Annotated in this window: 22 protein-coding genes; 9 read left to right on the top strand and 13 right to left on the bottom strand. The window is 66.7% G+C overall.

All coding sequences use genetic code 11. The features are described from left to right. Positions 1–47: 47 nt before the first annotated feature. The 3 genes from BLW48_RS20070 (at position 48) to BLW48_RS20060 (ending at position 3,202) form a co-directional block, all read left to right on the top strand. Positions 48–500: a DUF2501 domain-containing protein gene (locus tag BLW48_RS20070; RefSeq protein ID WP_256216807.1), complete on the top strand. Its 453-nt coding sequence runs from the start codon at positions 48–50 to the stop codon at positions 498–500. Positions 501–582: 82 nt separating this feature from the next. After that, the gene (locus BLW48_RS20065; RefSeq protein WP_093177103.1) at positions 583–2,304 is read left to right on the top strand and encodes a SulP family inorganic anion transporter; all 1,722 of its coding nucleotides are present in this window, start codon (positions 583–585) and stop codon (positions 2,302–2,304) included. Between the two features lie 13 nt (positions 2,305–2,317). Continuing rightward, the gene (locus BLW48_RS20060; protein ID WP_093051019.1) at positions 2,318–3,202 is read left to right on the top strand and encodes a LysR substrate-binding domain-containing protein; all 885 of its coding nucleotides are present in this window, start codon (positions 2,318–2,320) and stop codon (positions 3,200–3,202) included. A gap of 26 nt (positions 3,203–3,228) precedes the next feature. Here BLW48_RS20060 and BLW48_RS20055 read toward each other — a convergent pair whose 3' ends face one another. Continuing rightward, entirely contained in the window at positions 3,229–3,810 is a 582-nt protein-coding gene (locus BLW48_RS20055) for a DUF3299 domain-containing protein (RefSeq protein ID WP_093177101.1), read from the bottom strand. Between the two features lie 128 nt (positions 3,811–3,938). Here BLW48_RS20055 and BLW48_RS20050 point away from each other — a divergent pair, with 128 nt between their 5' ends. Continuing rightward, positions 3,939–4,472: a DUF2306 domain-containing protein gene (locus tag BLW48_RS20050; RefSeq protein WP_093177100.1), complete on the top strand. Its 534-nt coding sequence runs from the start codon at positions 3,939–3,941 to the stop codon at positions 4,470–4,472. On the opposite strand, the gene arfB is transcribed toward BLW48_RS20050, so the two are convergent. The 4 genes from arfB to clpB form a co-directional block, all read right to left on the bottom strand. Then, on the bottom strand, positions 4,441–4,848 hold the full coding sequence (arfB, locus tag BLW48_RS20045; protein WP_093177098.1) for an alternative ribosome rescue aminoacyl-tRNA hydrolase ArfB: 408 nt from the start codon (positions 4,846–4,848) through the stop codon (positions 4,441–4,443). The two genes, BLW48_RS20050 and arfB, sit on opposite strands and share 32 nt — an antisense overlap. A gap of 5 nt (positions 4,849–4,853) precedes the next feature. Then, complete coding sequence (locus BLW48_RS20040; RefSeq protein ID WP_093177097.1) at positions 4,854–6,038, bottom strand: acetyl-CoA C-acyltransferase family protein; 1,185 nt, start codon at positions 6,036–6,038, stop codon at positions 4,854–4,856. 108 nt (positions 6,039–6,146) lie between these two features. Further along, complete coding sequence (locus BLW48_RS20035; RefSeq protein ID WP_256216808.1) at positions 6,147–6,476, bottom strand: hypothetical protein; 330 nt, start codon at positions 6,474–6,476, stop codon at positions 6,147–6,149. Between the two features lie 9 nt (positions 6,477–6,485). After that, on the bottom strand, positions 6,486–9,107 hold the full coding sequence (gene clpB, locus BLW48_RS20030) for an ATP-dependent chaperone ClpB (RefSeq protein WP_093177095.1): 2,622 nt from the start codon (positions 9,105–9,107) through the stop codon (positions 6,486–6,488). Between the two features lie 140 nt (positions 9,108–9,247). On the opposite strand from clpB, the gene BLW48_RS20025 reads away from it, so the two are divergent. Next, complete coding sequence (locus BLW48_RS20025) at positions 9,248–10,243, top strand: Bug family tripartite tricarboxylate transporter substrate binding protein (protein ID WP_093077650.1); 996 nt, start codon at positions 9,248–9,250, stop codon at positions 10,241–10,243. A gap of 6 nt (positions 10,244–10,249) precedes the next feature. Here the strand turns inward: BLW48_RS20025 and BLW48_RS20020 are convergent, their stop codons facing one another. Then, positions 10,250–10,726, bottom strand: a complete 477-nt coding sequence (locus tag BLW48_RS20020) for a molybdenum cofactor biosynthesis protein MoaE (protein WP_093177094.1) — start codon at positions 10,724–10,726, stop codon at positions 10,250–10,252. 258 nt (positions 10,727–10,984) lie between these two features. Between BLW48_RS20020 and dapA the strand changes: the two genes are divergently transcribed. Beyond that, a complete protein-coding gene (gene dapA, locus BLW48_RS20015; protein WP_093177092.1) occupies positions 10,985–11,881 on the top strand; it encodes a 4-hydroxy-tetrahydrodipicolinate synthase in 897 nt (298 codons plus the stop codon). On the opposite strand, the gene moaD is transcribed toward dapA, so the two are convergent. From moaD to BLW48_RS19980, 7 genes are read right to left on the bottom strand one after another with little or no spacing between them, the layout of a single operon-like run. Continuing rightward, positions 11,868–12,119 carry a molybdopterin converting factor subunit 1 gene (moaD, locus tag BLW48_RS20010; protein WP_093177091.1) on the bottom strand — a complete coding sequence of 84 codons (252 nt, stop codon included), beginning with the start codon at positions 12,117–12,119 and terminating at the stop codon, positions 11,868–11,870. The two genes, dapA and moaD, sit on opposite strands and share 14 nt — an antisense overlap. 8 nt (positions 12,120–12,127) lie before the next feature. Continuing rightward, positions 12,128–13,414: a molybdopterin molybdotransferase MoeA gene (glp, locus tag BLW48_RS20005; protein ID WP_093177090.1), complete on the bottom strand. Its 1,287-nt coding sequence runs from the start codon at positions 13,412–13,414 to the stop codon at positions 12,128–12,130. After that, positions 13,407–13,952: a molybdopterin-guanine dinucleotide biosynthesis protein B gene (mobB, locus tag BLW48_RS20000; protein WP_093177088.1), complete on the bottom strand. Its 546-nt coding sequence runs from the start codon at positions 13,950–13,952 to the stop codon at positions 13,407–13,409. The genes glp and mobB overlap by 8 nt, the downstream gene beginning before the upstream one ends. Before the next feature lie 18 nt (positions 13,953–13,970). Continuing rightward, the gene (gene thrC / locus BLW48_RS19995) at positions 13,971–15,386 is read right to left on the bottom strand and encodes a threonine synthase (protein ID WP_093177087.1); all 1,416 of its coding nucleotides are present in this window, start codon (positions 15,384–15,386) and stop codon (positions 13,971–13,973) included. Next, the gene (locus tag BLW48_RS19990) at positions 15,383–16,705 is read right to left on the bottom strand and encodes a homoserine dehydrogenase (protein WP_093077660.1); all 1,323 of its coding nucleotides are present in this window, start codon (positions 16,703–16,705) and stop codon (positions 15,383–15,385) included. Before BLW48_RS19990 ends, thrC begins: the two co-directional genes overlap by 4 nt. A 14-nt stretch (positions 16,706–16,719) precedes the next feature. Next, a complete protein-coding gene (locus tag BLW48_RS19985; RefSeq protein ID WP_093051063.1) occupies positions 16,720–17,754 on the bottom strand; it encodes a DUF1176 domain-containing protein in 1,035 nt (344 codons plus the stop codon). Then, complete coding sequence (locus BLW48_RS19980) at positions 17,751–18,983, bottom strand: pyridoxal phosphate-dependent aminotransferase (protein WP_093177085.1); 1,233 nt, start codon at positions 18,981–18,983, stop codon at positions 17,751–17,753. The genes BLW48_RS19985 and BLW48_RS19980 overlap by 4 nt, the downstream gene beginning before the upstream one ends. 133 nt (positions 18,984–19,116) lie before the next feature. Here BLW48_RS19980 and BLW48_RS19975 point away from each other — a divergent pair, with 133 nt between their 5' ends. From BLW48_RS19975 to BLW48_RS19965, 3 genes are all read left to right on the top strand, one after another. Further along, entirely contained in the window at positions 19,117–19,500 is a 384-nt protein-coding gene (locus BLW48_RS19975; protein WP_093077666.1) for an Mth938-like domain-containing protein, read from the top strand. Between the two features lie 149 nt (positions 19,501–19,649). Then, positions 19,650–20,126, top strand: a complete 477-nt coding sequence (locus tag BLW48_RS19970; protein WP_007830801.1) for a peroxiredoxin — start codon at positions 19,650–19,652, stop codon at positions 20,124–20,126. 211 nt (positions 20,127–20,337) lie between these two features. After that, positions 20,338–22,119, top strand: coding sequence for a PhoH family protein (locus BLW48_RS19965; RefSeq protein ID WP_093177084.1), 1,782 nt, complete (start codon positions 20,338–20,340; stop codon positions 22,117–22,119). The last annotated feature ends 89 nt before the right edge of the window (positions 22,120–22,208 follow it).

Below are 22,208 nucleotides of genomic sequence, written 5' to 3'. Positions count from 1 at the left end.
GTATGCTGGTGGCCGCTTTCCATCACGCTGACCGACAGGAGGACACCATGCACGCTCGTTCCACCCTCATCGCCCTGGCTCTGCTTGCGGCAGGCGCCTCGGCGCAAGCCAACGACCTGCTCGACCAATTGAAGGAAAAGGCCGGCGAAGCGGCTACCTCCAACTCGCAAGGCAGCGCAGGCGGATCTGCGCTCGGCAGCCTCGGCAGCAACCTGGGCTTCAAGATGCCCGCCATCGGCTCCAGCACCATGGGCAACGCAGCCGGCGTGCTGCAGTACTGCGTGAAGAACAACTACCTGGGCGGCGACGCGGCCTCGGTGAAAGACAAGCTGCTCGCCAGGATCACCGGGCAGAAGAAGCAGGAAACCGGCTTCGCCAGCGGCGCCAAGGGCCTGCTGCAGGGCGGCGACGGCAAGTCGCTGAACTTCAAGGGCCTGTCGTCGAAGGTGAAGGAAAAGGCTTGCGACTACGTTCTGAAGAACGCGAGTTCGCTGATCTGATCCCGACCCGCATTCCACATCGCTCCCGCGCGGCGCACCGCGCATGCGTTTGCAGTTTTCCCCAGTGCGCCCGCAAATCTCCATGACCCCGGCTGCCCCCTCTCCCTCCCTGCGCCAGCGCCTCGCGCGCTGGGTTCCCTGTCTCGCCTGGCCGCGCCCTTCCGCCGCGCTGCTGCGCAACGAGGCGATGGCTGGCATCACCGTGGCGCTGATGGTCATTCCGCAAGGCGTGGCGTATGCGGCACTGGCGGGCATGCCGCTGGTCACGGGCGTGTACGCGGCGCTGTTCCCGGCGCTGATCGCGGTGATGTTCAGCTCGTCGCAGCGGCTGTCGGTCGGGCCCACGGCGCTCACCAGCCTGCTGGTCGGCGCCTCGCTCGCGCCGCTGGCGGTGGCGGGCAGTGCCGAGTGGGTGGCAATGGCGGTGTGGCTCACGCTGATGTCGGGCACGATCCAGATCGTGCTCGGCGCGGGGCGCTTCGGCTGGCTGCTGCGGCTGGTCAATTCGCCGGTGCTCATCGGCTTCACGCAGGGCGCGGCGGTGCTGATCGCCATCTCGCAATTGCCCGCGCTGCTCGGCTTCACGGGGCGCACCATTCCGCAAGTGCTGCAGGGCGGACCGCTGCCCGATCTCGTGGCCATCGCCTTCGGGCTCGGCAGCATCGCGGTGCTATGGCTGGGCAAGCGCGCACTGCCGCGCTTTCCGACCACGATGGCGCTGGTGGCCGGCGCTGCCGCCATCAGCTGGGTCATCGACTACGCGCTGCGCGGCGGCGCGGTGGTGGGCAGCCTGCCTTCGGGCCTGCCCTCGTTCTACTGGCCCGGCTTGCTGCCGGTGAGCACCTTCAGCGCGCTGGTGCTGCCGGCGCTGATGATCACGCTGGTGAGCTTTCTTGAAACCGCATCGAGCGCCAAGGTCGACAACGCGCGTGCCGGCACGCTGTGGAACGAAAACCAGGACCTGATCGGCCAGGGCCTGGCCAAGCTGGCCTCGGGCTTCACGGGTGCGTTTCCCACCAGCTCGTCTTTCTCGCGCTCGGCCATCACGCTCTATGCGGGCGCGCAGACCGGCTGGGCCACGCTGTTCAGCGTGGTCGTCGTGGCCGGCGCACTGCTGTGGCTGATGCCGCTGCTGTATCACGTGCCGCAGGCGGTGCTGGCTGCGGTGGTGGTCACGGCCATCCTCGGGCTGGTGAAGCCGGCGAGCTTCACCGCGCTGTGGCGCATCTCACGCATCGAGGCGGGCATTGCCTTCGGCACCTTCGTGCTGACCATCGCGACCGCACCCAGCATCTACTGGGGCGTGCTCGGCGGGCTGCTGGCCGCCCTGGCGCACTACATGTACCGGCACCTGCACCCGCGCATCATCGAAGTGGGCCTGCACCCCGACGGCAGCCTGCGCGACCGCAACCTCTGGAAGCTGCCGCCGCTGGCGCCGCAGCTCTATGCGCTGCGCATGGATGCCGAGCTCGACTTCGCCTCGGCCTCCACGCTCGAACGCGCGCTCACCGTGGCGCTGGCCGAGCGGCCCGAGCTCACCGACGTGTGCCTGTTCGCGCAGCCCATCAACCGAATCGACATCACCGGCGCGGAGGTGTTCGGCTCGATCCGCCGGATGATGGAATCCAAGGGCATACGCCTGCACCTGAGCGGCCTGAAGCTGCCCGCGATGCAGGTGCTGGAGCGCGCCGGCCTGCTGGCGCCGGGGCCGATGCTGTTCAGCTACCGCACCGACGGCGAAGCGCTCGCGGCGCTGATGCCGCGCATCGACGGCATACCCGCGGTGCAGGAAGCAGAAGCCTGACCCGCCAGCGCCCATGAAGACCACCATCGAAGAACTGGTCGCGTTCCGTACGGTGGTGGACACGGGCTCGATCACGGCCGCGTCCGAACAGCTGGCGCAAACGGTCTCGGGCATCAGCCGCGCCCTGAGCCGGCTCGAACAGAAGCTCGACACCACGCTGCTTCGCCGCACCACGCGGCGGCTCGAACTCACGGAAGAAGGCGCGGCCTTCCTGCAGCGCACGCGCGCCATCCTCGATGCCATCGATGACGCCGAAGAGCAAATGGCCGCGCGCCGCCAGCAGCCGGCCGGCCGGCTGCGCGTGAACGCGGCCTCGCCCTTCATGCTGCATGCCATCGTGCCTCTGGTGCCGGAGTTTCGAAGGCTCTACCCGCAGATCAGCCTCGAACTCGACACCGACGACCTGCCCATCGACCTGCTGGAGCGCCGCACCGACATCGCGATCCGCATCGGCCCGCTGCGCGATTCCACGCTGCATGCGCGGCCACTGGGCACGCACCGGCTGCGCGTGCTCGCGAGCCCGGCATACCTCGAAGCGCACGGCAAGCCGCGCAAGGTGGCCGACCTGGCCGAGCACGCGCTGCTGGGCTTCACCCAGCCCGAGTCGCTGAACCGCTGGCCCCTGCGCGGCGTGCATGGCGACGAATGGAACATCGCGCCGACGCTGATGGCGTCGAGCGGCGAAACGCTGCGCCAGCTGGCGCTGGCCGGCGTAGGCATCGTCTGCCTGTCGGATTTCATGACGGGTGCCGACCGCGCCAGCGGCGCGCTGGTGCAAGTGCTGGCAAAAGAAACGGCGGACGTGCGCCAGCCGGTCAACGCGGTGTACTACCGCAACACGCAGTTGACAGCGCGGATCACGTCGTTCCTGGACTTTCTGTCGCAGCGCATGGCCTGAGCTGCGCGGCCGGCAATTACCGCGGCTTACTGCGGCTGCTTGGCCACGAAGCGCTCGACCGCGGCCGACTTGATCTCGTAGCCGCTCACGCCCATGTCCACCGACGAATAGCGCGCCGCCTTCAGCGTGCCGCTGACGTACACCGTGTCCATCGCGTGCAGGTCCTTCACGGTGGTGGCCGCGATCACGTGAACGATCTGATTGGCGGGCGGCGGCGGGGTGTGGATGCAGGCGCCGAAATACGGCACCAGCAGGAATTCGCGGATGCCGTCCTGCGTGCTGTCGAGTGGCACGACGAAGCCCGCCAGCTTGGCCGGCTTGTCGTCCAGCGCCACGTTGACCGGTGCGTTGTCCCAGACGGCGCGCATCTCGTCGAGCATCTGGATCGCGCGCGGGTCGTTGTCGCGCAGCGCTTCGAGGCTGATATTGCGGTAGCGCTTGGTCGGGTCCCAGCTCTTGGGAATCAGCTCTTCCCACTTGAGCTCGGGGGCCGGCGCGGCGCTCGCGGTCTGCTGCGCCGCCACTCCCGGACCGCAGCCGGTCAGGAGCGCCGCGGCCGGCACAAGCAGGAGCGCAGCCAGCACGGCGCGCGAAAAGAGCCTTCTCATGACCACGATTGTGCTTGGGAGATGTTTCAGGCCCGTAAAGCAGAGCCTTTTGCACTCATTTCATCCCAGATTCCACAAATTTGATGCAACGCGCCAAAATGCCGCACCACGATAACGAGGGGATCCGCATGGCACCGACAGGATGGCTGGGACTCACGTCCCTGGGCACAGTTCATACCGCGATCAGCCTGATCGCCGTCGCCGCAGGGCTGCTGGCCCTGTTCCGCTACAAGGAGATCACGATGCGCACCGGGCTCGGCCAGGTCTTCGTGTGGACCACCGTGCTCACCTGCCTCACGGGCTTCGGCATCTTCCAGCACGGCGGCTTCGGCAAGCCGCATGCGCTGGGCATCATTACGCTGCTGGCGCTGGCCGTGGGCACGCTCGCGGGCCGGGGCGTGCTCTTCGGCAAGTCGGCGCGCTATGTCGAGGCCATCGCGTTCTCGGCCAGCTTCCTGTTCCACTGGATTCCGGCCTTCACCGAAACGCTGACGCGCCTGCCGCTCAGCACCCCGCTGCTGCCGAACGCCGACGCGCCGGAGCTCAAGGCGATCACCGGCGTGCTGTTCGTGCTGTACCTGATCGGCGTCGGCCTGCAGATCCGCCGGCTGCGCGGCAGCGCTGGCGCGCTCAGTCCCGCACCGGTCCGCGCAGGTTCTTGATCTGCGCGCGCTGGCTCTTGCCTTCGAGCCGGCGCTGCTTCGAGCCGTAGGTCGGCTTGGTGGCGCGCCGCACGCGCGGCGGCGTGGCCACGCTGTCAATCACCGCCTGCAGGCGCGCGAGCGCGTCGGCGCGGTTCATCTCCTGCGTGCGGTGCTGCTGCGCCTTCAGCACGAACACGCCTTCCTGCGTGATGCGGCTGTCGCGCAGCGCGAGCAGCCGCTCCTTCACGTCGGCCGGCAGCGAACTGGCGTGGATGTCGTAGCGCAGGTGCACCGCGCTCGACACCTTGTTGACGTTCTGCCCGCCCGCACCCTGCGCACGGATGGCGCTGAAGTCGACCTCGTCGGGGTCGATCAGGATGGGCGGACGGAGCATGTGGGTCAGACTCTTTCGAGGACGGCGGCAATGCCCTGGCCGCCGCCGATGCACATCGTCACCAGCGCGTAGCGGCCGCCCGTGCGATGCAGTTCGGCAATCGCCTTCGTCGTGATGATCGCGCCGGTCGCGCCGACGGGGTGACCCAGTGAAATGCCCGAGCCGTTCGGGTTCACCTTGGCCGGATCGAAGCCCAGCTCCTTGATGACCGCACAGGCCTGCGCCGCGAAGGCTTCGTTCGACTCGATCACGTCGAAGTCGCTCACCTTCAGGCCGGTGCGCTCCAGCACCTTGCGCGTGGCCGGCACCGGGCCGATGCCCATGTATGCGGGCTCGACACCGGCGTGTGCGTAGCCGACCAGCCGCGCCAGTGGCTTCAGGCCCCGCGCCTTGACGCTCTCGCCGCTCGCCAGCACCACCGCGGCGGCGCCGTCGTTAATGCCCGAGGCGTTGCCGGCGGTGACGAGGCCGTCCTTCTTGAAAGCGGGCTTCATCTTCGAGAGCGCGTCGACGGTGGTGTCGGCGCGCACGTGCTCGTCGGTGTCGAACAAGACGATGCCCTTGCGCGTCTTCACTTCGACCGGAACGATCTGCTCTTTGAAGCGTCCTGCCTCGATGGCGGCTGCCGCGCGCTGCTGGCTGCTTACGGCCAGTTCGTCCATCTGCCCGCGCGTGATGCCGTAGCGGGCAGCCACGTTCTCTGCAGTGATGCCCATGTGGATCTTCTCCCACGGGTCGTGCAGGATGCCCAGCATGTAGTCGACCAACACCGCATCGCCCATGCGCGCGCCGTAGCGCGCCGAGGTGTCGAAGTACGGGCCGCGGCTCATCGATTCCGAGCCGCCGCCAATGGCGATGTCGCAGTCGCCCAGCGCGATGGCCTGCGCCGCCGACACGATGGCTTGCAGGCCCGAGCCGCAGAGGCGGTTGACGTTGAAGGCCGGCGTCTCGATGGGGCAGCCGGCGTCAATGGCGGCCACGCGGCTGAGGTACGCATCCTTCACGTCGGTGGGAATCACGTTGCCCATGACCACATGCCCAATGGCATCGGCGGCGAGACCGCTGCGCTCGATGGCGGCCTTGACGGCGGTGGTGGCAAGCTGGGTATTGGGCACGTCCTTCAGCGCGCCGCCGAAGGTGCCGATGGCGGTGCGGGCAGTGCCGACCACGAAGATGTCGCGCGATGTCATGGAATGTCTCTCCTGATGAAAGCGAAAGCCGCACTCAGCGGCGGCTGCAGGAGGACGATTCTGACGGCGAAAGGCGCGACGGGTTGTCGCGCCTGAAATAGCAGTGGCTCAGCCGCGCGAGACCGATTTCGGCGACACGTCGGTCACGTCGCTGGCGCTGCCGCGAATGCGCACCGGACGCTCCACCGATTCGCCGCGTGCCCGCGCGTTGGCCACGTCGGCGGCGGTCGGTTCGGCCGGCTGTGCCGCATTACGAAATTTATCGAAGCCGGAGCGGGGATTGAAGCGCATGACCCAAGGCGTCACGGGCTTGCCCGTGAGACGCCCCCAGGCGTAGCGCACACCCCACACAGCCGCCAGCAGCATGACCGCCACGGCCAGGCTGGCCGCGAAAACCAGCCCCAGGAGCAGAAGAATGACGCGAAAAATGAAGTTCATCATCCAACTTTAGGCCGAAGCCGCCGCCGTTGGTTCCCCGGCCTTGGCGAACGAGAACTTGCCCGGCGACTGGATCGGGTCGGTCGTGACCTCGATCGTGTCCTTCGGCCCGAAACTGCCGTCGAGCAGCAGCTTCGAGAGCGGGTTCTCGATGCGCTGCTGAATGGCACGCTTCAGCGGACGCGCGCCGAACACCGGGTCGAAGCCAACCTTGGCGATCTCGGCCAGCGCTGCCGGCGACACCTCCAGGCCCAGATCCATCTTCGCGAGCCGCGCCTTCAGCACCTTGAGCTGGATCGCCGCGATCGATTCGATGTTCTTCGCGTCGAGCGCATGGAACACGACCGTCTCGTCGATGCGGTTCAGGAACTCGGGGCGGAAGTAGTTCTTCAGCTCGTCCCACACCGCTTCCTTGATCTCTTCCGAAGGCTTGCCCACCATGGCCTGGATGATGGGCGAGCCGATGTTGCTCGTCATCACGATCACGGTGTTCTTGAAGTCCACGGTGCGGCCCTGGCCGTCGGTAAGGCGGCCATCGTCGAGCACCTGCAGCAGCACGTTGAACACGTCGGGGTGGGCCTTCTCGACCTCGTCGAGCAGCACCACGCTGTAGGGCTTGCGGCGCACGGCTTCGGTGAGGTAGCCGCCCTCCTCGTAGCCCACGTAGCCCGGCGGCGCGCCGATCAGGCGCGCGACCGAATGCTTCTCCATGAACTCGCTCATGTCGATGCGGATCAGGTGGTCTTCGCTGTCGAACAGGAAGCCCGCGAGCGCCTTGCACAGCTCGGTCTTGCCCACGCCCGTCGGGCCCAGGAACAGGAACGAACCGGTCGGGCGGTTCGGGTCGGAAAGGCCCGAGCGCGAGCGGCGGATCGCGTTGGCGACCGCACCGATGGCCTCGTCCTGGCCGACCACGCGCTCGTGCAGCTTGTCTTCCATCACGAGCAGCTTGTCGCGCTCGCCCTGCATCAGCTTGGCGACCGGAATGCCGGTGGCGCGCGCCACGACCTCGGCGATTTCTTCCGCGCCGACCTGGGTGCGCAGCAGCGTGGGCGCGCTGGACTTGCCCTTGTTCGCCTCGCTGGCCTCGGCCTCCTTCAAGCGCTTTTCGAGCGCGGGCAGCTGGCCGTACTGGAGCTCGGCGACCTTGTTGAAGTCGCCCTTGCGCTTCCACTCTTCGATCTGGAACTTGATCTTGTCGACGTCTTCGCGCACTTGTGCGCTGCCCTGGGCCTGGGCCTTCTCGGCCTGCCAGATCTCGTCGTAGTCGGCAATTTCCTTCTGCAGCTTCTCGATCTCGTCCTCGATCAGGCCGAAGCGCTTCTGCGAGGCCTCGTCCTTTTCGCGGCGCACGGCTTCGCGCTCGATCTGCAGCTGGATGAGGCGGCGATCGAGGCGGTCCATGACCTCGGGCTTGGAGTCCATCTCGATCTTGATCTTGGCCGCGGCCTCGTCGATCAGGTCGATGGCCTTGTCGGGCAGGAAGCGGTCGGTGATGTAGCGGTCAGACAGCTCGGCCGCGGCCACGATGGCCGGGTCGGTGATCTGCACGCCATGGTGCACTTCGTATTTTTCCTGCAGGCCGCGCAGGATGGCGATGGTGGCCTCGACGCTGGGCTCGCCCACGATGATCTTCTGGAAGCGGCGCTCCAGCGCGGCATCTTTCTCGATGTACTTGCGGTATTCGTCGAGCGTGGTGGCGCCCACGCAGTGCAGCTCGCCGCGAGCGAGTGCGGGCTTGAGCATGTTGCCGGCGTCCATCGCGCCTTCGGCCTTGCCGGCGCCGACCATGGTGTGCAGCTCGTCGATGAAGACGATGGTCTGGCCTTCGTCCTTCGCGAGTTCGTTCAAGACGGTCTTCAGGCGCTCTTCGAACTCGCCGCGGAACTTGGCGCCCGCCAGGAGCGCGGCCATGTCGAGAGACAGCACCCGCTTGCCCTTGAGCGAATCGGGCACTTCGCCCGCAACGATGCGCTGTGCGAGGCCTTCGACGATGGCGGTCTTGCCCACGCCGGGTTCGCCGATGAGCACGGGGTTGTTCTTGGTGCGGCGTTGCAGCACCTGGATGGCGCGGCGGATTTCCTCGTCGCGGCCGATGACCGGGTCGAGCTTGCCCAGGCGGGCGCGCTCGGTCAGGTCCATGGTGTATTTCTTGAGCGCTTCGCGCTGGCCTTCCGCATCGGCGCTGTTCACGCCCTGCCCGCCGCGCACGGCGTCGATGGCGGCTTCGAGCGACTTGCGGCTCAGGCCGTTTTCGCGGGCGGTCTTGCCGATGTCGGCCTTGCTGTCGGCCAGCGCGAGCAGGAAGAGTTCGCCGGCAATGAACTGGTCATTGCGCTTGAGGGCTTCCTTTTCGGTGGCCTGCAGCAGCTTGCCCAGTTCGGGGCCGACCTGAACGATGTCGTGGCCCTGCACCTGCGGCAGCCTCTTGATGGCGGCCTCGGCCGCCTGCGTCAGGCCAGGTACGTTGACGCCGGCACGCTCCAGCAGGGCGCGTGGGCCGTCGTCCTGGCGCAGCATCGCGACCAGCAGGTGGGCCGGTTCGATGTAGGCGTTGTCGCTGCCCAGCGCGAGCGTCTGGGCATCGCCCAGCGCTTCCTGAAATTTGGTGGTGAGTTTGTCTTGTCGCATGGTGGTATTCCTGCATCCAAAATAGGGCTGTTCGGGCACGATTCAAGGCTGCCGGCTACGCCGGTGCCGTGGGCACGGCTATTGCACAAGATCCGTTTCCCCTGCCCGTAGGCATTTCCCTCTCTCGAATGGAGTCGATCATGGTTTTTTCAATGCAGCGCGTTCAACCGGTGCGCCGGGCGATCAGCGTGGGCCTCTTTCTAGCCGCCATGGGCCTGTCCGGCCTTGCGCAAGCGCAAAGCGGCACCCCCATCCGCCTGCTCGTGGGCTTCCCCGCCGGCGCCGGCACCGACGCCATTGCACGCACGCTGGGCGAAAAACTCAAGGACGTGCTGGGCGTGCCCGTGGTGGTCGAGAACCGCGCCGGTGCGGGTGGGCAGATTGCCGCAACGGTGCTGAAGTCCTCCCCGGCCGATGGCCACACGCTGTTCCTGTCGCACGACCACACCATCTCGATCCTGCCGCAGGTGGTGAAGAACCCGGGCTTCAACCCCGCCACCGACTTCGTGCCCGTGGCCGGCTTCGCCACCTTCGCCAACGTGCTGGCGGTGTCGGGCGGCACGCCGGCCAAGAGCATCGACGAGTATGTGAAGTGGGTCCGCACGCAGAAGGGCGGCAAGGAAACCATCGGCATCCCGGCGCCGGCCTCGATCCCCGAGTTCCTCGTGAAGATGATTTCGGACAAGTACAAGATCGACGTGCAACCCGCGCCCTACCGCGGCAGCGCGCCCATGACGGCCGACATGCTGGGCAACCAGATCACCGCAGGCATCGCCTCGGTGCCTGACTTCATCGAGAACCACAAGGCGGGCAAGGTGCGCATCGTGGCCTCCATCGGCGCCAAGCGCCAGGCCGTGATTCCGAACGTGCCGACCTTCACCGAACTGGGCTTCTCGAACCTGGAAGACCTGCCCTACTACGGCATCTTCGCGCCGGTGGGCACGCCGCAGCCGATCATCGACAAGTACGGCGATGCGCTGCAGAAGGTGCTGGCGATGCCTGACGTGAAGCAGAAGCTCACGACGATGGGGCTGACGGTCGGCTACGAGCCGCAGGGCCAGTTCGCGGGCCGCGTGCGCACGTACACGCAGACCTGGGAGCGGATCATCCAGGCGAGCGGCTTCAAGCCCCTCTGAGCGTCTTCAGGCATTCGGGGCGCTGATGCCCCAGCGCGCCAGCGCCGCGTCGTCGGCCACGCGCGCATCGACCCAGCGGGCGCCTTCGGGCGTCTGCTCTTTCTTCCAGAACGGCGCCTGAGTCTTGAGATAGTCCATCAGGAACTCGCAGGCCTCGAAGCTCTGGCCGCGGTGCGCCGACACCACCGCCACCATCATGATCTGGTCCAGCGGCTGCAGCAGCCCGACGCGATGGATCACGCGCGCGCCGAGGATGTCGAAGCGCCTGTGCGCCTCGTCGATCATGGCCTCGATGGCCTTTTCGGTCATGCCGGGGTAGTGCTCCAGCTCCATCGAGGCGACGGTGCTGCCGTCGTTGCGGTCGCGCACGGTGCCCACGAAGCTGCAGACGGCGCCCACGCGTTTGTCGCCGTCGCGCAACGCAGCAACCTCCTGCGAAAGGTCGAAATCGGCCGTCTGGATCGAAACACGCGCAACGCTCATGTCCGAATTGTGGCATCGCGATAGACTGCCGCAATGCCTTGTCTCGCCACGCTCTTCCCGGTGCCTTCGCACCCCGAAGGCCGCCGCGCGCGCCAAGGCAGCAACAAAGCCAAAAAACCAAAGCTCGTCTGACCGGAGCCGAGGTTCCGTCGTCGGATGAGCGACGGAACCTGCCAAGGTTTTTTTGGCCCTCTCATGGGTTTCGCGCGCATCGGACGGTGGTTCTTTCCATCGGTCGATTCCTGAAAGGAAACCCGCGTGCCTCATCAACAACCAAGCTCCACCACCCCTGACTTCTCCGGCTTCTGGGTGGCCCTCGTCACACCGTTCCGCGACGGCGCGGTAGACCATGCCGCCCTCGCCGCGCTGACCCGGCGGCTCGCCGACGACGGCGTGACGGGCTTCGTGCCCTGCGGCTCCACTGGCGAGGCCGCCGCGCTCGACGAGGCCGAGCAACTGGCCGTGCTCGACACCGTGCTGGCCGCGGCCGGCGGGCTGCCGGTCGTCATGGGCATCTCCGGCTACCACCTGGGCAAGGCCACGGCCTGGGCGCGCAAGCTCTCGGAACGCCCGCTGGCGGGCCTTCTGGTGTCCGCGCCGAACTACATCCGCCCGTCGCAGGCCGGCCTGCTCGAATGGTTCCGCGCCATCGCCGATGCGAGCACGGTGCCGGTGCTGGTCTACGACATTCCCTATCGCACGGGCGTCACCATCGCCCGCGACACGCTGCTGGCGCTGGCCGGGCATCCGCGCATTCACGGCATCAAGGACTGCGGCGGCGACATGGCCAAGACGCGCGCGGTGATCGCCGATGGGCGGCTGCAGGTGCTGACAGGCGAAGACCACCAGATCTTCGGCACCATGGCCGAAGGCGGCGTGGGCGCCATCGCGGCCAGCGGAAACGTGCAGACGCGCCGCTTCGTCCGGCTGGTACGCCTGCTTGCGGAAAACCGGCTGCCCGAGGCGCGCGCCGAATGGCAGGCGCTGCAACCGCTGGTGGAGATGCTGTTTGCCGAGCCGAACCCGGGCCCGCTGAAGGCATTGCTGGCGCACATGGGTGAAATGCGCGACGAGTTGCGCTCGCCGATGACCCGCGCGTCCGACGGCCTGCGCGAGCGCCTCGTGGCGCTGGATGCCCGGCTCAACCGCCCGTGACAGGCGGAAAGAAAGCGACTTCGCAGCCTTCGCTCAAGGCGGCGGCCTCGTCGCTCATGGACTGATCGAGCGCCATCCGCACCGCCTTGCCGCGCGCAAGCGCGGTGGCGTAGGCGCTGCCCCTGGCGATGAGTTCGTCGCGCAGGGCCGACAGCGTTTCGGCTTGCGTGTCGACGGTTTCGCCGCTGCTGGAAAGTGCCTCGCGCACCGAGGCGAAATAACGGACCTGGATCTTCATGACGGGATTCAGCCCAGCAGCGATGCGAACGGAATGAAGTTGACGGTGTCGCCCGACTTGATCGTCTGGCCCGACGGGTTGTCGACCACGCCGTCGCCCCAGACCATCGACGTGAGCACGCCCGAACTCTGGTTGCCGAACAGGTCGAGGCCGCCGGCCGCATTGCGCCGCGCGCGCAGGAACTCGCGGCGCTTGTCGGCACGCAGCCAGTCGAAATCGGCGCGCATCTTCACCGCCTCCGGCGCGACGCGCGTGGCACCCTGCAGCGTCAGCAGGAAGGGCCGCACCAGCATCAGGAAGGTGAGGAAGCTCGACACCGGATTGCCTGGCAGCCCCGTCACATGGCATGCGCCCTGCCCGTAGCTGCGCGCAATGGAGCCATAGGCAAAAGGCTTGCCGGGCTTCATCGACAGCGACCAGAGCTGCAGCTCGCCAAGCGACTGCAGCGCCGCGCGGATATGGTCTTCTTCGCCGACGGAGACGCCGCCGGTGGTGATGATCAGATCGCTGGCCTCAGCCGCGTTGCGCAACGCGGCGATGGTGGCTTCGCGGTCGTCGGGCACGATGCCCAGGTCGTTCACCTCGCAGCCCAGGCGGTGCAGCAGGGCCCGCATGAAGAAACGGTTCGAGTTGTAGATGGCGCCGGGCTTCATCGCGTCGGGCGCAACCTCGCCGGGCATCACCAGCTCGTCGCCGGTGGAGAGCATGGCCACGCGCGGCTTGCGGGCCACCTGCAGCTTGTGAAAGCCGACGCTGGCCGCGAGGCCGAGTGCGGCTGGCGTGAGGCGTTCGCCCTGCTTCAGTACGACGTCACCGGAGGCCACGTCTTCGCCGGCACGGCGAATCCACTGCCCGGCCGCCGGAACGATGGCGATGCGCACCGAGCCCAGGCTGCCTTCCTGCGGCGTGGCCGTGGTGTCTTCCTGCATCACGACCGCGTCGGCCCCCTCCGGGATCTGTGCACCCGTGAAGATGCGCGCCGCGGTGCCGGTCGCGAGCGGCGTGCCGACCGTGCCTGCAGGAATGCGCTGCGCCACTGTCAGCTCGGCGCCCGGCGCGACGCAGTCGGCGATGCGCACGGCATAGCCGTCCATCGCGCTGTTGTCGCGCGGCGGCACCGTGAGGCCGGAGACGAGGTCTTGCGCCAGCACGCGGCCGTCGGCGTCGAAGGTGCCGACGCTTTCGGTGGGCAGCTTCGGCTGCGCCTTCGCGAGCAGGACCGCGATGGCCTCGTCCAAAGGCATCAGCGGCGGGCGCGAAGAAGAAGCGGAAAAAGGAACGGGGGATTCAGCCATGGTGATCGGGGTTGTATTCGAAGCGGTCGCCGCTGTCGATCAACCACTTCGCAATGGCCTCGGCGTCGTTGAGGTCGAACAGCGGCCGTTCGGTCGGCGACGGCAGGCTGGCCGGCGCGTCGGTGGCCACGGCGGTGACGAAGGGATCGTTGGTGTACAGCACGGGCCGCGAAGGCTCGCCCGCTTCCGGCTCGCGCCAGACCTCGATCTTGAGCACGTCGCTGTGCCGGAAGCCTTCGACCAGCACCCAGTCGGCCGCCGGGTGCACCTCGGCCAGCAACTGGTGCACGCTGAGTTCAACGGAAACTTCGAATTCGCGCATCACGGCCAGCCGCTTGTCCGACGCCACGACCACCTCGAAGGCGCCGGCCTCGCGATGGCGGTAGGTGTCCTTGCCCGGATGGTCGATGTCGAACTTGTGGTGCGCATGCTTGACCACCGACACGCGCTGGCCGAGCCGCTTGAGTGCCGGAATCAGGCGCTCGAGCAGCGTGGTCTTGCCCGCGCCCGAATAGCCGGCAAAACCGACGACCTTCATGCGGGAGCCCGGCCGTGATCAGTCACAGTTCTCTGCGATGTAGGCCTTGACGGCCTCCGCGTCGGCCGGCAGCTTGACGACGCGCTTGGGCAGCGCCTCGATGCCTTCGAATTTCTTCGGCCGCGCGGGCTCTTCGCCGAGCGCCTCGACCAGCGTCGCGGCGAACTTGATCGGCAGCGCGGTTTCGAGCACCACCATCGGCACGCCGGGCGTGATCTGCTCGCGCGCGGCCTTGAGGCCGTCGGCCGTATGCGGATCGATCAGCGTGGCAAAGCGCTTCTCGGTGTCGCGGATGGTGGCCAGGCGATCGGCGTGCGTGCTGCGGCCGCTGCGGAAGCCGAAGCGCCCCGCGGCCTGCTTGAACGCCGGGTCAGCGCTCAGGTCGAAGCTGCCCTGCAGGCCCAGGTCGTCCACGAACAGCTGGCGCAGCCTGGCGGGGTCGCGGCCCACCAGGTCGAACACGAAGCGCTCGAAGTTGCTGGCCTTGCTGATGTCCATCGACGGACTGGAGGTTTCGTGCGTATCGACGGCCGCGCGCACGCGGTACACGCCGGTGCGGAAGAACTCGTCGAGCACGTCGTTCTCGTTGGTGGCGACCACCAGCGTCTGGATCGGCAGGCCCATCATGCGCGCCACGTGGCCCGCGCAGACGTTGCCGAAGTTGCCCGAGGGCACGGTGAAGCTCACCGGCTTGTCGTTGCCCGCCGTGGCCTGGAAGTAGCCCGCGAAGTAGTAGACGACCTGCGCCAGAAGGCGCGCCCAGTTGATCGAGTTGACCGTGCCGATGCGGTACTTGCGCTTGAAGCCCAGGTCATTCGACACCGCCTTGACGATGTCCTGGCAGTCGTCGAACACGCCGGTGATGGCGATGTTGTGGATGTTGGCGTCCTGCAGGCTGAACATCTGCGCCTGCTGGAACGGGCTCATGCGGCCGTCGGGCGAGGTCATGAAGACGCGCACGCCCTTCTTGCCGCGCATGGCGTATTCGGCCGCGCTGCCGGTGTCGCCGCTGGTGGCGCCGAGGATGTTGAGCTCGGAGCCGCGGCGGGCCAGTTCGTACTCGAACAGGTTGCCCAGCAACTGCATTGCCATGTCCTTGAAGGCCAGCGTGGGGCCGTTGGACAGGGCTTCGAGGTACACGCCGTCTTCGAGCTCGCGCAGCGGCACGATCTCGTCGGTGCCGAACACTTCGGCTGTATAGGTCTTCGCGCAGATCGCCTTCAGGTCGGCCGGCGGAATGTCGTCGATGTAGAGCGAGAGGATCTCGAAGGCCAGCTCGGCGTACGGCAGCGCGCGCCACTTGGCGAGCGTGGCGGTGTCGACCTGCGGATACGTTTCGGGCAGATAGAGGCCGCCGTCGGGCGCGAGGCCTTCAAGAAGGATTTCGCAGAAGCGCTTGCGGTCGGGGTGGCCGCGGGTGCTCAGGTAGTTCACTTCAGCTCTTCCTTGCGGATGCGCACGATGGGTTCGAGCACGGTCGGCAGCGCCTGCAGCTCGGCAATGACGTCATTGACGGTGCCTTCGCGCGCATCGTGCGTGAGGATGATGAGGTCGGTCTGCGTGGAGCCCTCGCCGCCCACTTCGTCGGCTTCGCGCTGCAGCACGGCGTCGATGCTGATACCGGCGGTGGCCAGCAGGCCAGTGACCTTGGCGAGCACGCCGGCCTGGTCGGCCACGCGCAGGCGCAGGTAGTAGCTGGTGACGACTTCCGACATCGGCAGCACCTTCAGGTCGCTCATCGCGTCGGGGTGGAAGGCCAGGTGCGGCACGCGGTGCGCGGCGTCGGCGGTGTGCAGGCGGGTGATGTCGACCAGGTCGGCGATCACGGCGCTGGCCGTGGGCTCGCTGCCGGCGCCCTTGCCGTAGTAGAGCGTGGTGCCGACGGCGTCGCCGTGCACCACCACCGCGTTCATCGCGCCTTCGACGTTGGCCAGCAGGCGCTTCGACGGCACGAGCGACGGATGCACGCGCAGCTCGATGCCCTTGGCGGTGCGCTTGGTAACGCCCAGCAGCTTGATGCGGTAGCCCAGCTGTTCGGCGTACTTGATGTCCTGCGCGGCGAGCTTGGTGATGCCTTCGATGTGGGCCTTGTCGAACTGCACCGGAATGCCGAAGGCAATGGCGCTCATCAGCGTAACCTTGTGGCCGGCGTCCACGCCTTCGATATCGAAGGTCGGGTCGGCTTCGGCGTAGCCCAGGCGTTGCGCCTCCTTGAGCACGGTCGCGAAGTCCAGGCCCTTGTCGCGCATCTCGGACAGGATGAAGTTGGTGGTGCCGTTGATGATGCCGGCCAGCCACTGGATGCTGTTGGCAGTGAGGCCTTCGCGCAGCGCCTTGATGATCGGGATGCCGCCGGCCACCGCAGCCTCGAAGGCCACCATCACGCCCTTGGCGTGCGCGGCCGCGAAGATCTCGGTGCCGTGCACCGCGAGCAGCGCCTTGTTGGCCGTAACCACGTGCTTGCCGGCCGCGATGGCCTCGAGCACCAGTTGCTTGGCAATGCCATAGCCGCCGATGAGCTCGATGACGATGTCGATGTCGGGGTTGGCGATGACTTCGCGCGCGTCGCTGACCACCTTGACGCCTTCGCCGACCACTTCGCGGGCGCGGGCGGTGTCGAGGTCGGCCACCATGGTGATCTCGATGCCACGGCCGGCGCGGCGCTTGATTTCTTCCTGGTTGCGCTGGAGCACCTTGAAGGTGCCGCTGCCGACCGTGCCTGCGCCGAGCAGGCCTACTTGGATGGGTTTCATTGGGAGAGTCGCGTTCATGGTTTGGATGGGGTGGCTGACGGCGTGGAAGTCACGACGCGGCTGACGTAGCGGGGCAAGGTCCAGGCGCCGCCGGCAAAGCCGCGGCACATGCCGTCGCCTGTGGAGCCGGTGCGCACGAAGTCCTTGCCGTTGAAATGCCAGGTCTCGCTCGACCAGCAGTCGCCGATGCCTCGGCCTTTCATGGCAGAAGTGACGCTGCCTTCCTTCTCGTCGAAGTCGCCATTCGCCTCGATGGACACCGGCGCATAGGGCGGTTTGTCGTTGGCGATCCAGAGCAGGCTGGAATAGTTGTAGGCGCCCATGCCGCAGCCCAGCGACAGCAGCACCTTCCGGTCGGTCAGGCGCGAGACGGTCAGCGACTTGGCGTTGATGTCTTCGCGGTTGTTGCAGTCTTCCTTGGCGCTGTCCAGCTTCAGGAACGGGAAGATGCGCGCGGCGAGTGCGTCGTCGCCGGGGTGCGCCTTCGGCGGCACGACCACGTTCACGACGGGGGCCGTCACCGGCGGCAGCACCGAAGACTCGGGCTTGCTGCCGCGGCGCACCAGCGCACCCGGCGTGCCGACGCGGCCCTGGGCTTCGTCCATCTTCAGCAGCACGGCGTTGAGGCCGGCGAGCGAAAGAGTCCACTTCTTGCCGCCGTTGGCGGTCACCGTGGCGTCGTCGCCCTTGAGCAGCTCGGGCAGGACGGTACGGACCTGGCTGTCGTCGAAGCTGGCGGTGCCCGCAGCCAGGCCCGAGACGGTGGCCTTGCCGACCTTGAAGCGCAGCGGGCCCTTGACGCCGTCGTCATCGCCGATCTGCAGCTGGATGTCTATTGCCGTGCCGGGCCCGGCCTTGCGGGTGATGAGCATCGACACCGGCTCGCTCGCCCCGCTGTCCGGCTGGTAGCCGGCGGCGCGGCAGGTGCGCGTGTTGTCGCAGGCCAGCTCCCAGTCGTTGTGCGAGAACGAGACAAGCTCCTTGTCGGCGGCTCCGGCGGACAACGCGGCGAGCGACAGCGCCGCAGCAGCGATGCAGGCAGATTTCATGAGCGCGACTTGCGGCGCAAACGGTACTGCTCCAGGAACTTCGCGATGCGGTTGATGGCCTCGCGCAGGTCGTCTTCATGGGGCAGGAACACGATGCGGAAGTGGTCCGGCGTGGCCCAGTTGAAGCCGGTGCCCTGCACCAGCATCACGCGGGTTTCCTTCAGCAGCTCGAGGAAGAACTGGCGGTCGTCCTCGATCGGATAGACCTCGGGGTCGAGCTTGGGGAACATGTAGAGCGCTGCGCTCGGCTTGACGCAACTCACGCCCGGAATGGCGGTGATCAGCTCGTAGGCCAGGTCGCGCTGGCGGCGCAGGCGACCGCCCTCGCACACGAGGTCGTTGATGCTCTGGTAGCCGCCGAGCGCGGTCTGGATGGCCCACTGGCCCGGCACGTTGGCGCACAGGCGCATGTTCGAGAGCATGTTCAGGCCCTCGATGTAGTCCTGCGCGCTGCGCTTGTCGCCCGACACCACGAGCCAGCCGGCGCGGTAGCCGCACGAACGGTAGCTCTTGGACAGCGAATTGAAGGTGAGCGTGAGCACGTCGGTCGACAGGCTGGCAATGGCCGTGTGCTTGACGCCGTCGTACAGCACCTTGTCGTAGACCTCGTCGGCAAAGATCACGAGGCCATGCTCGCGCGCGATGGCAACGATGCTCTTGAGCAGGTCGTTCGAGTACAGCGCGCCGGTCGGGTTGTTCGGGTTGATGACCACGATGCCCTTGGTGCGCGGCGTGATCTTGGCGCGGATGTCGTCGAGGTTGGGCATCCAGCCGTTGGCCTCGTCGCACAGGTAGTGCACCGGCGTGCCGCCCGACAGGCTCGTGGAAGCAGTCCACAGCGGGTAATCAGGGGCCGGCAGCAGCAGTTCGTCGCCGTCGTTGAGAAGCGCGTTGGTGGACATGGCGATCAGCTCGCTGGCGCCGTTGCCAAGGTAGATGTCGTCGAGGGTGACGCCCGCAATGCCCTGCTTCTGCGTCTCGTGCATCACCGCCTTGCGCGCGGCGAAGACGCCCTTGCTGTCCGAATAACCGGCCGAGGCGGGCAGGTTGCGGATCATGTCCTGCTGGATTTCCTCGGGGGCATCGAAGCCGAACACGGCCAGATTGCCGATGTTGAGCTTGATGATCTTCTGGCCGTCCTCTTCCATCTGCTTGGCGGCGTCCATGATGGGACCGCGGATGTCATAAAGAACGTTGGCCAGCTTGGCCGATTTCTTGAGCTGCTTCAAAAGGCCCTCCCGGGCGCGGGTTACGGAGTTGCTTGGATGCGCTTGATGCGGGGTCACCGCGGAGTCAAAGGCCCTTGCGAGCCCCGTGGCACTAGGGAAAACCTATAATTTGACCACAGTTCCCAGTGCCCAGATGAAGCTCCAGCCCGACAAATCCGACGCTCAGTCCCTCACCGCACACGGCCCCGGCTGGGTGGCAATCAACAACGAAAAAGTCGAAGGCAGCGTAGTGGTTGGCTCGCGCGGCGAGCGCTTCGAATGGAATTGTTCAAGCTTCGACCAGCTCGGCGCCGAACATTTCGCGCAATTGGCGACCCTGGGTGCGGAATTGATCATTTTCGGCAGCGGAAACCGTATCCGCTTCCCCCAGCCCGCATGGCTGAAGCCCCTGATGGCTCAGCGCACCGGCGTCGAGACCATGGACACCGCAGCGGCCTGCAGAACCTACAACATCCTGGCCGGAGAAGGCCGGCACGTGATTGCCGCCCTGCTGGTCGAGAGCCCGGCGGGTGGCTGAGAGAGGTATTTTCGGGGTAAAATACCGGGTTGCGAACAGGCCCGCTACCCCAAAGTTAGCAACGACCAATCCTCCATTCCTTGAGCAAGTCCCGTCCGAAACGGGACGAGAGGGCTCGGGAACGGAATCTAACGGAGAAAACAAGTTTCATGGCGATCGTTGTCAACAAACCCATTCCTGAATTCGACGCCAACGCCACGGGCGGCCTCAAGGTCTCGAATACCTCGCATCTCGGCCACGTGCTGGTCATGTATTTTTACCCGAAAGATAACACTCCGGGTTGCACCACCGAAGCCATGCAGTTTCGCGACCGCTACAAGGACTTCGAAAAGGCCGGTGCCACGGTGTTCGGCGTGTCCCGCGACAACATGAAGTCGCACGACGAATTCAAGGCCAAGCTCGAGCTGCCCTTCGAGCTCATCGCCGACACGGAAGAAAAGATGTGCCACATGTTCGGCGTGGTCAAGAACAAGATCATGTACGGCAAGAAGGTCAAGGGCATCGAGCGCAGCACCTTCCTGATCGGCGCCGACGGCATCCTGAAGGCCGAATGGCGCGGGCTCAAGGTTCCCGGCCATGTCGACGACGTGCTCAAGGCCGTCAAGGCGCTCAAGAAAGCTGCCTGACCGCCGCCCGGCGAGCCGGCCGTGCACTTTTCCGCTCTGGCGTGGGGAATGCCCAACGCAGCGCGTAAAGAGCCTCCGGCGCGTCATCTGCGGTGTGCATAATGGTTTCATGCCGTTGAGCTCCACGACCGCATCCCCCGAACAAAGCCGCCTTGGTCTTCAGGCGGCTTTTTCGTTTTCTGGTTCCCACTTTCTGCGAGCGATCTGACACATGCCACTGCCCCCCGCCCCCACGAAACGCGCTGCATTGCTCTCGCCGGACGCACTCGATGCGCCTGCCCGGTCCTCGCACAGGGGCTCGCGCCGTTCCGGCGATTCGCGCGCTGACGAAGCCACGGTGCACAGCCCGCAGCCGCTGGAATTGTTCGACAGCCTCAGCACTGAAGGCGCCGGCGGCGCCACCACGCGCCCGACGCGCCGGGCCAGATCCAAACCTGCGCCGGCACTGGCGCCCGTGAGCGCACCGCAGCCGGAGGCCATGGTGCAGGTCGAGACGAGGAAGGCGCCGGTCGTCGAAGTCGCACCGGCTCCCGCCCCAGCGCCGCAAGCGCCGACGCGCCCCAAACGCAACAAGTCCACCGGCCCGGCCAAGCTGTTCGTGCTCGACACGAACGTGCTGCTGCACGACCCCATGTGCCTGTTCCGCTTCGAGGAGCACGACATCTTCCTGCCGATGATCGTGCTGGAAGAGCTCGACGGCCACAAGAAAGGCACCACCGAAGTCGCGCGCAACGGCCGCCAGACCAGCCGCACGCTCGATGCGCTGGCCGGCGCCCAGGACGCCGACATCGACAAGGGCCTGAAGCTCGACACCACGGGCCACCGCGAGGCCGGTGGCCGGCTGTTCTTCCAGACCGCCCCGCTCGACTACTCGCTGCCGATCAGCCTGCCCCAGGGCAAGGCCGACAACCAGATCCTCGGCGTGGTGCACGCGCTGCGCGACGAGTACGCCAAGGACCGCCCGGGCAAGCCGAAGCAGGAAGTGGTGCTGGTGTCGAAAGACATCAACATGCGCGTCAAGGCGCGCGCGCTGGGCCTGGCCGCCGACGACTACCAGAACGACAAGACGCTGGAAGACGGCGACCTGCTCTACGCCGGTTCGCTCGCACTGCCGCCCGACTTCTGGACCCGCCAGAGCAAGACGGTCGAAAGCTGGCAGAGCGGCAGCAACACCTTCTACCGGATCAGCGGTCCGCTGGTGCCCAACCTGTACATCAACCAGTTCGTGTACTTCGAGGCGCCCGGCGAGCCGAGCATGTACGCCCGCGTCACCGAAATCCGCGACAAGACCGCGGTGCTCAAGACGCTCAAGGACTACAGCTCGGGCAAGAACGCGGTCTGGGGCGTCAACACGCGCAACCGCGAGCAGAACTTCGCGATGAACCTGCTGATGGACCCGGAGATCGACTTCGTCACGCTGACCGGCACCGCCGGCACCGGCAAGACCCTGATGGCACTGGCTTCCGGCCTCACGCAGGTGCTCGACGACCGCCGCTACACCGAGATCATCATGACCCGCGCCACCGTGAGCGTGGGTGAAGACATCGGCTTTCTGCCCGGCACGGAAGAGGAAAAGATGGGCCCCTGGATGGGTGCGCTCGACGACAACCTCGAGTTCCTGGCCAAGGGCGATGGCGGCGGTGCCGGCGAGTGGGGCCGCGCGGCCACCAACGAGTTGATCCGCAGCCGCATCAAGGTCAAGAGCATGAACTTCATGCGCGGACGCACCTTCCTCAACAAGTACGTGATCATCGACGAGGCGCAGAACCTCACGCCCAAGCAGATGAAGACGCTGATCACCCGCGCCGGCCCCGGCACGAAGATCATCTGCATGGGCAACCTCGCGCAGATCGACACGCCGTACCTGACGGAAGGCTCCTCGGGCCTGACCTTCGCGGTCGACAAGTTCAAGGGCTGGCCGCACGGTGGGCACATCACGCTGGCGCGCGGCGAACGCTCGCGGTTGGCGGATTTCGCAAGCGACGTGCTCTAAAACCAGCGGCACCGGCCGACACAAGCCCGCGCATGCTCCCCGGAGCATCGCGGGCTTTTTTTCGCCTGCGGTGACAGGCTACTGACAAG

The organism is Variovorax sp. YR266, from assembly GCF_900107295.1.
Lineage (GTDB): Bacteria > Pseudomonadota > Gammaproteobacteria > Burkholderiales > Burkholderiaceae_C > Variovorax.
Note: the sequence above shows the minus strand (reverse complement) of the source record. Positions and strands in the feature narration are given on the sequence as shown.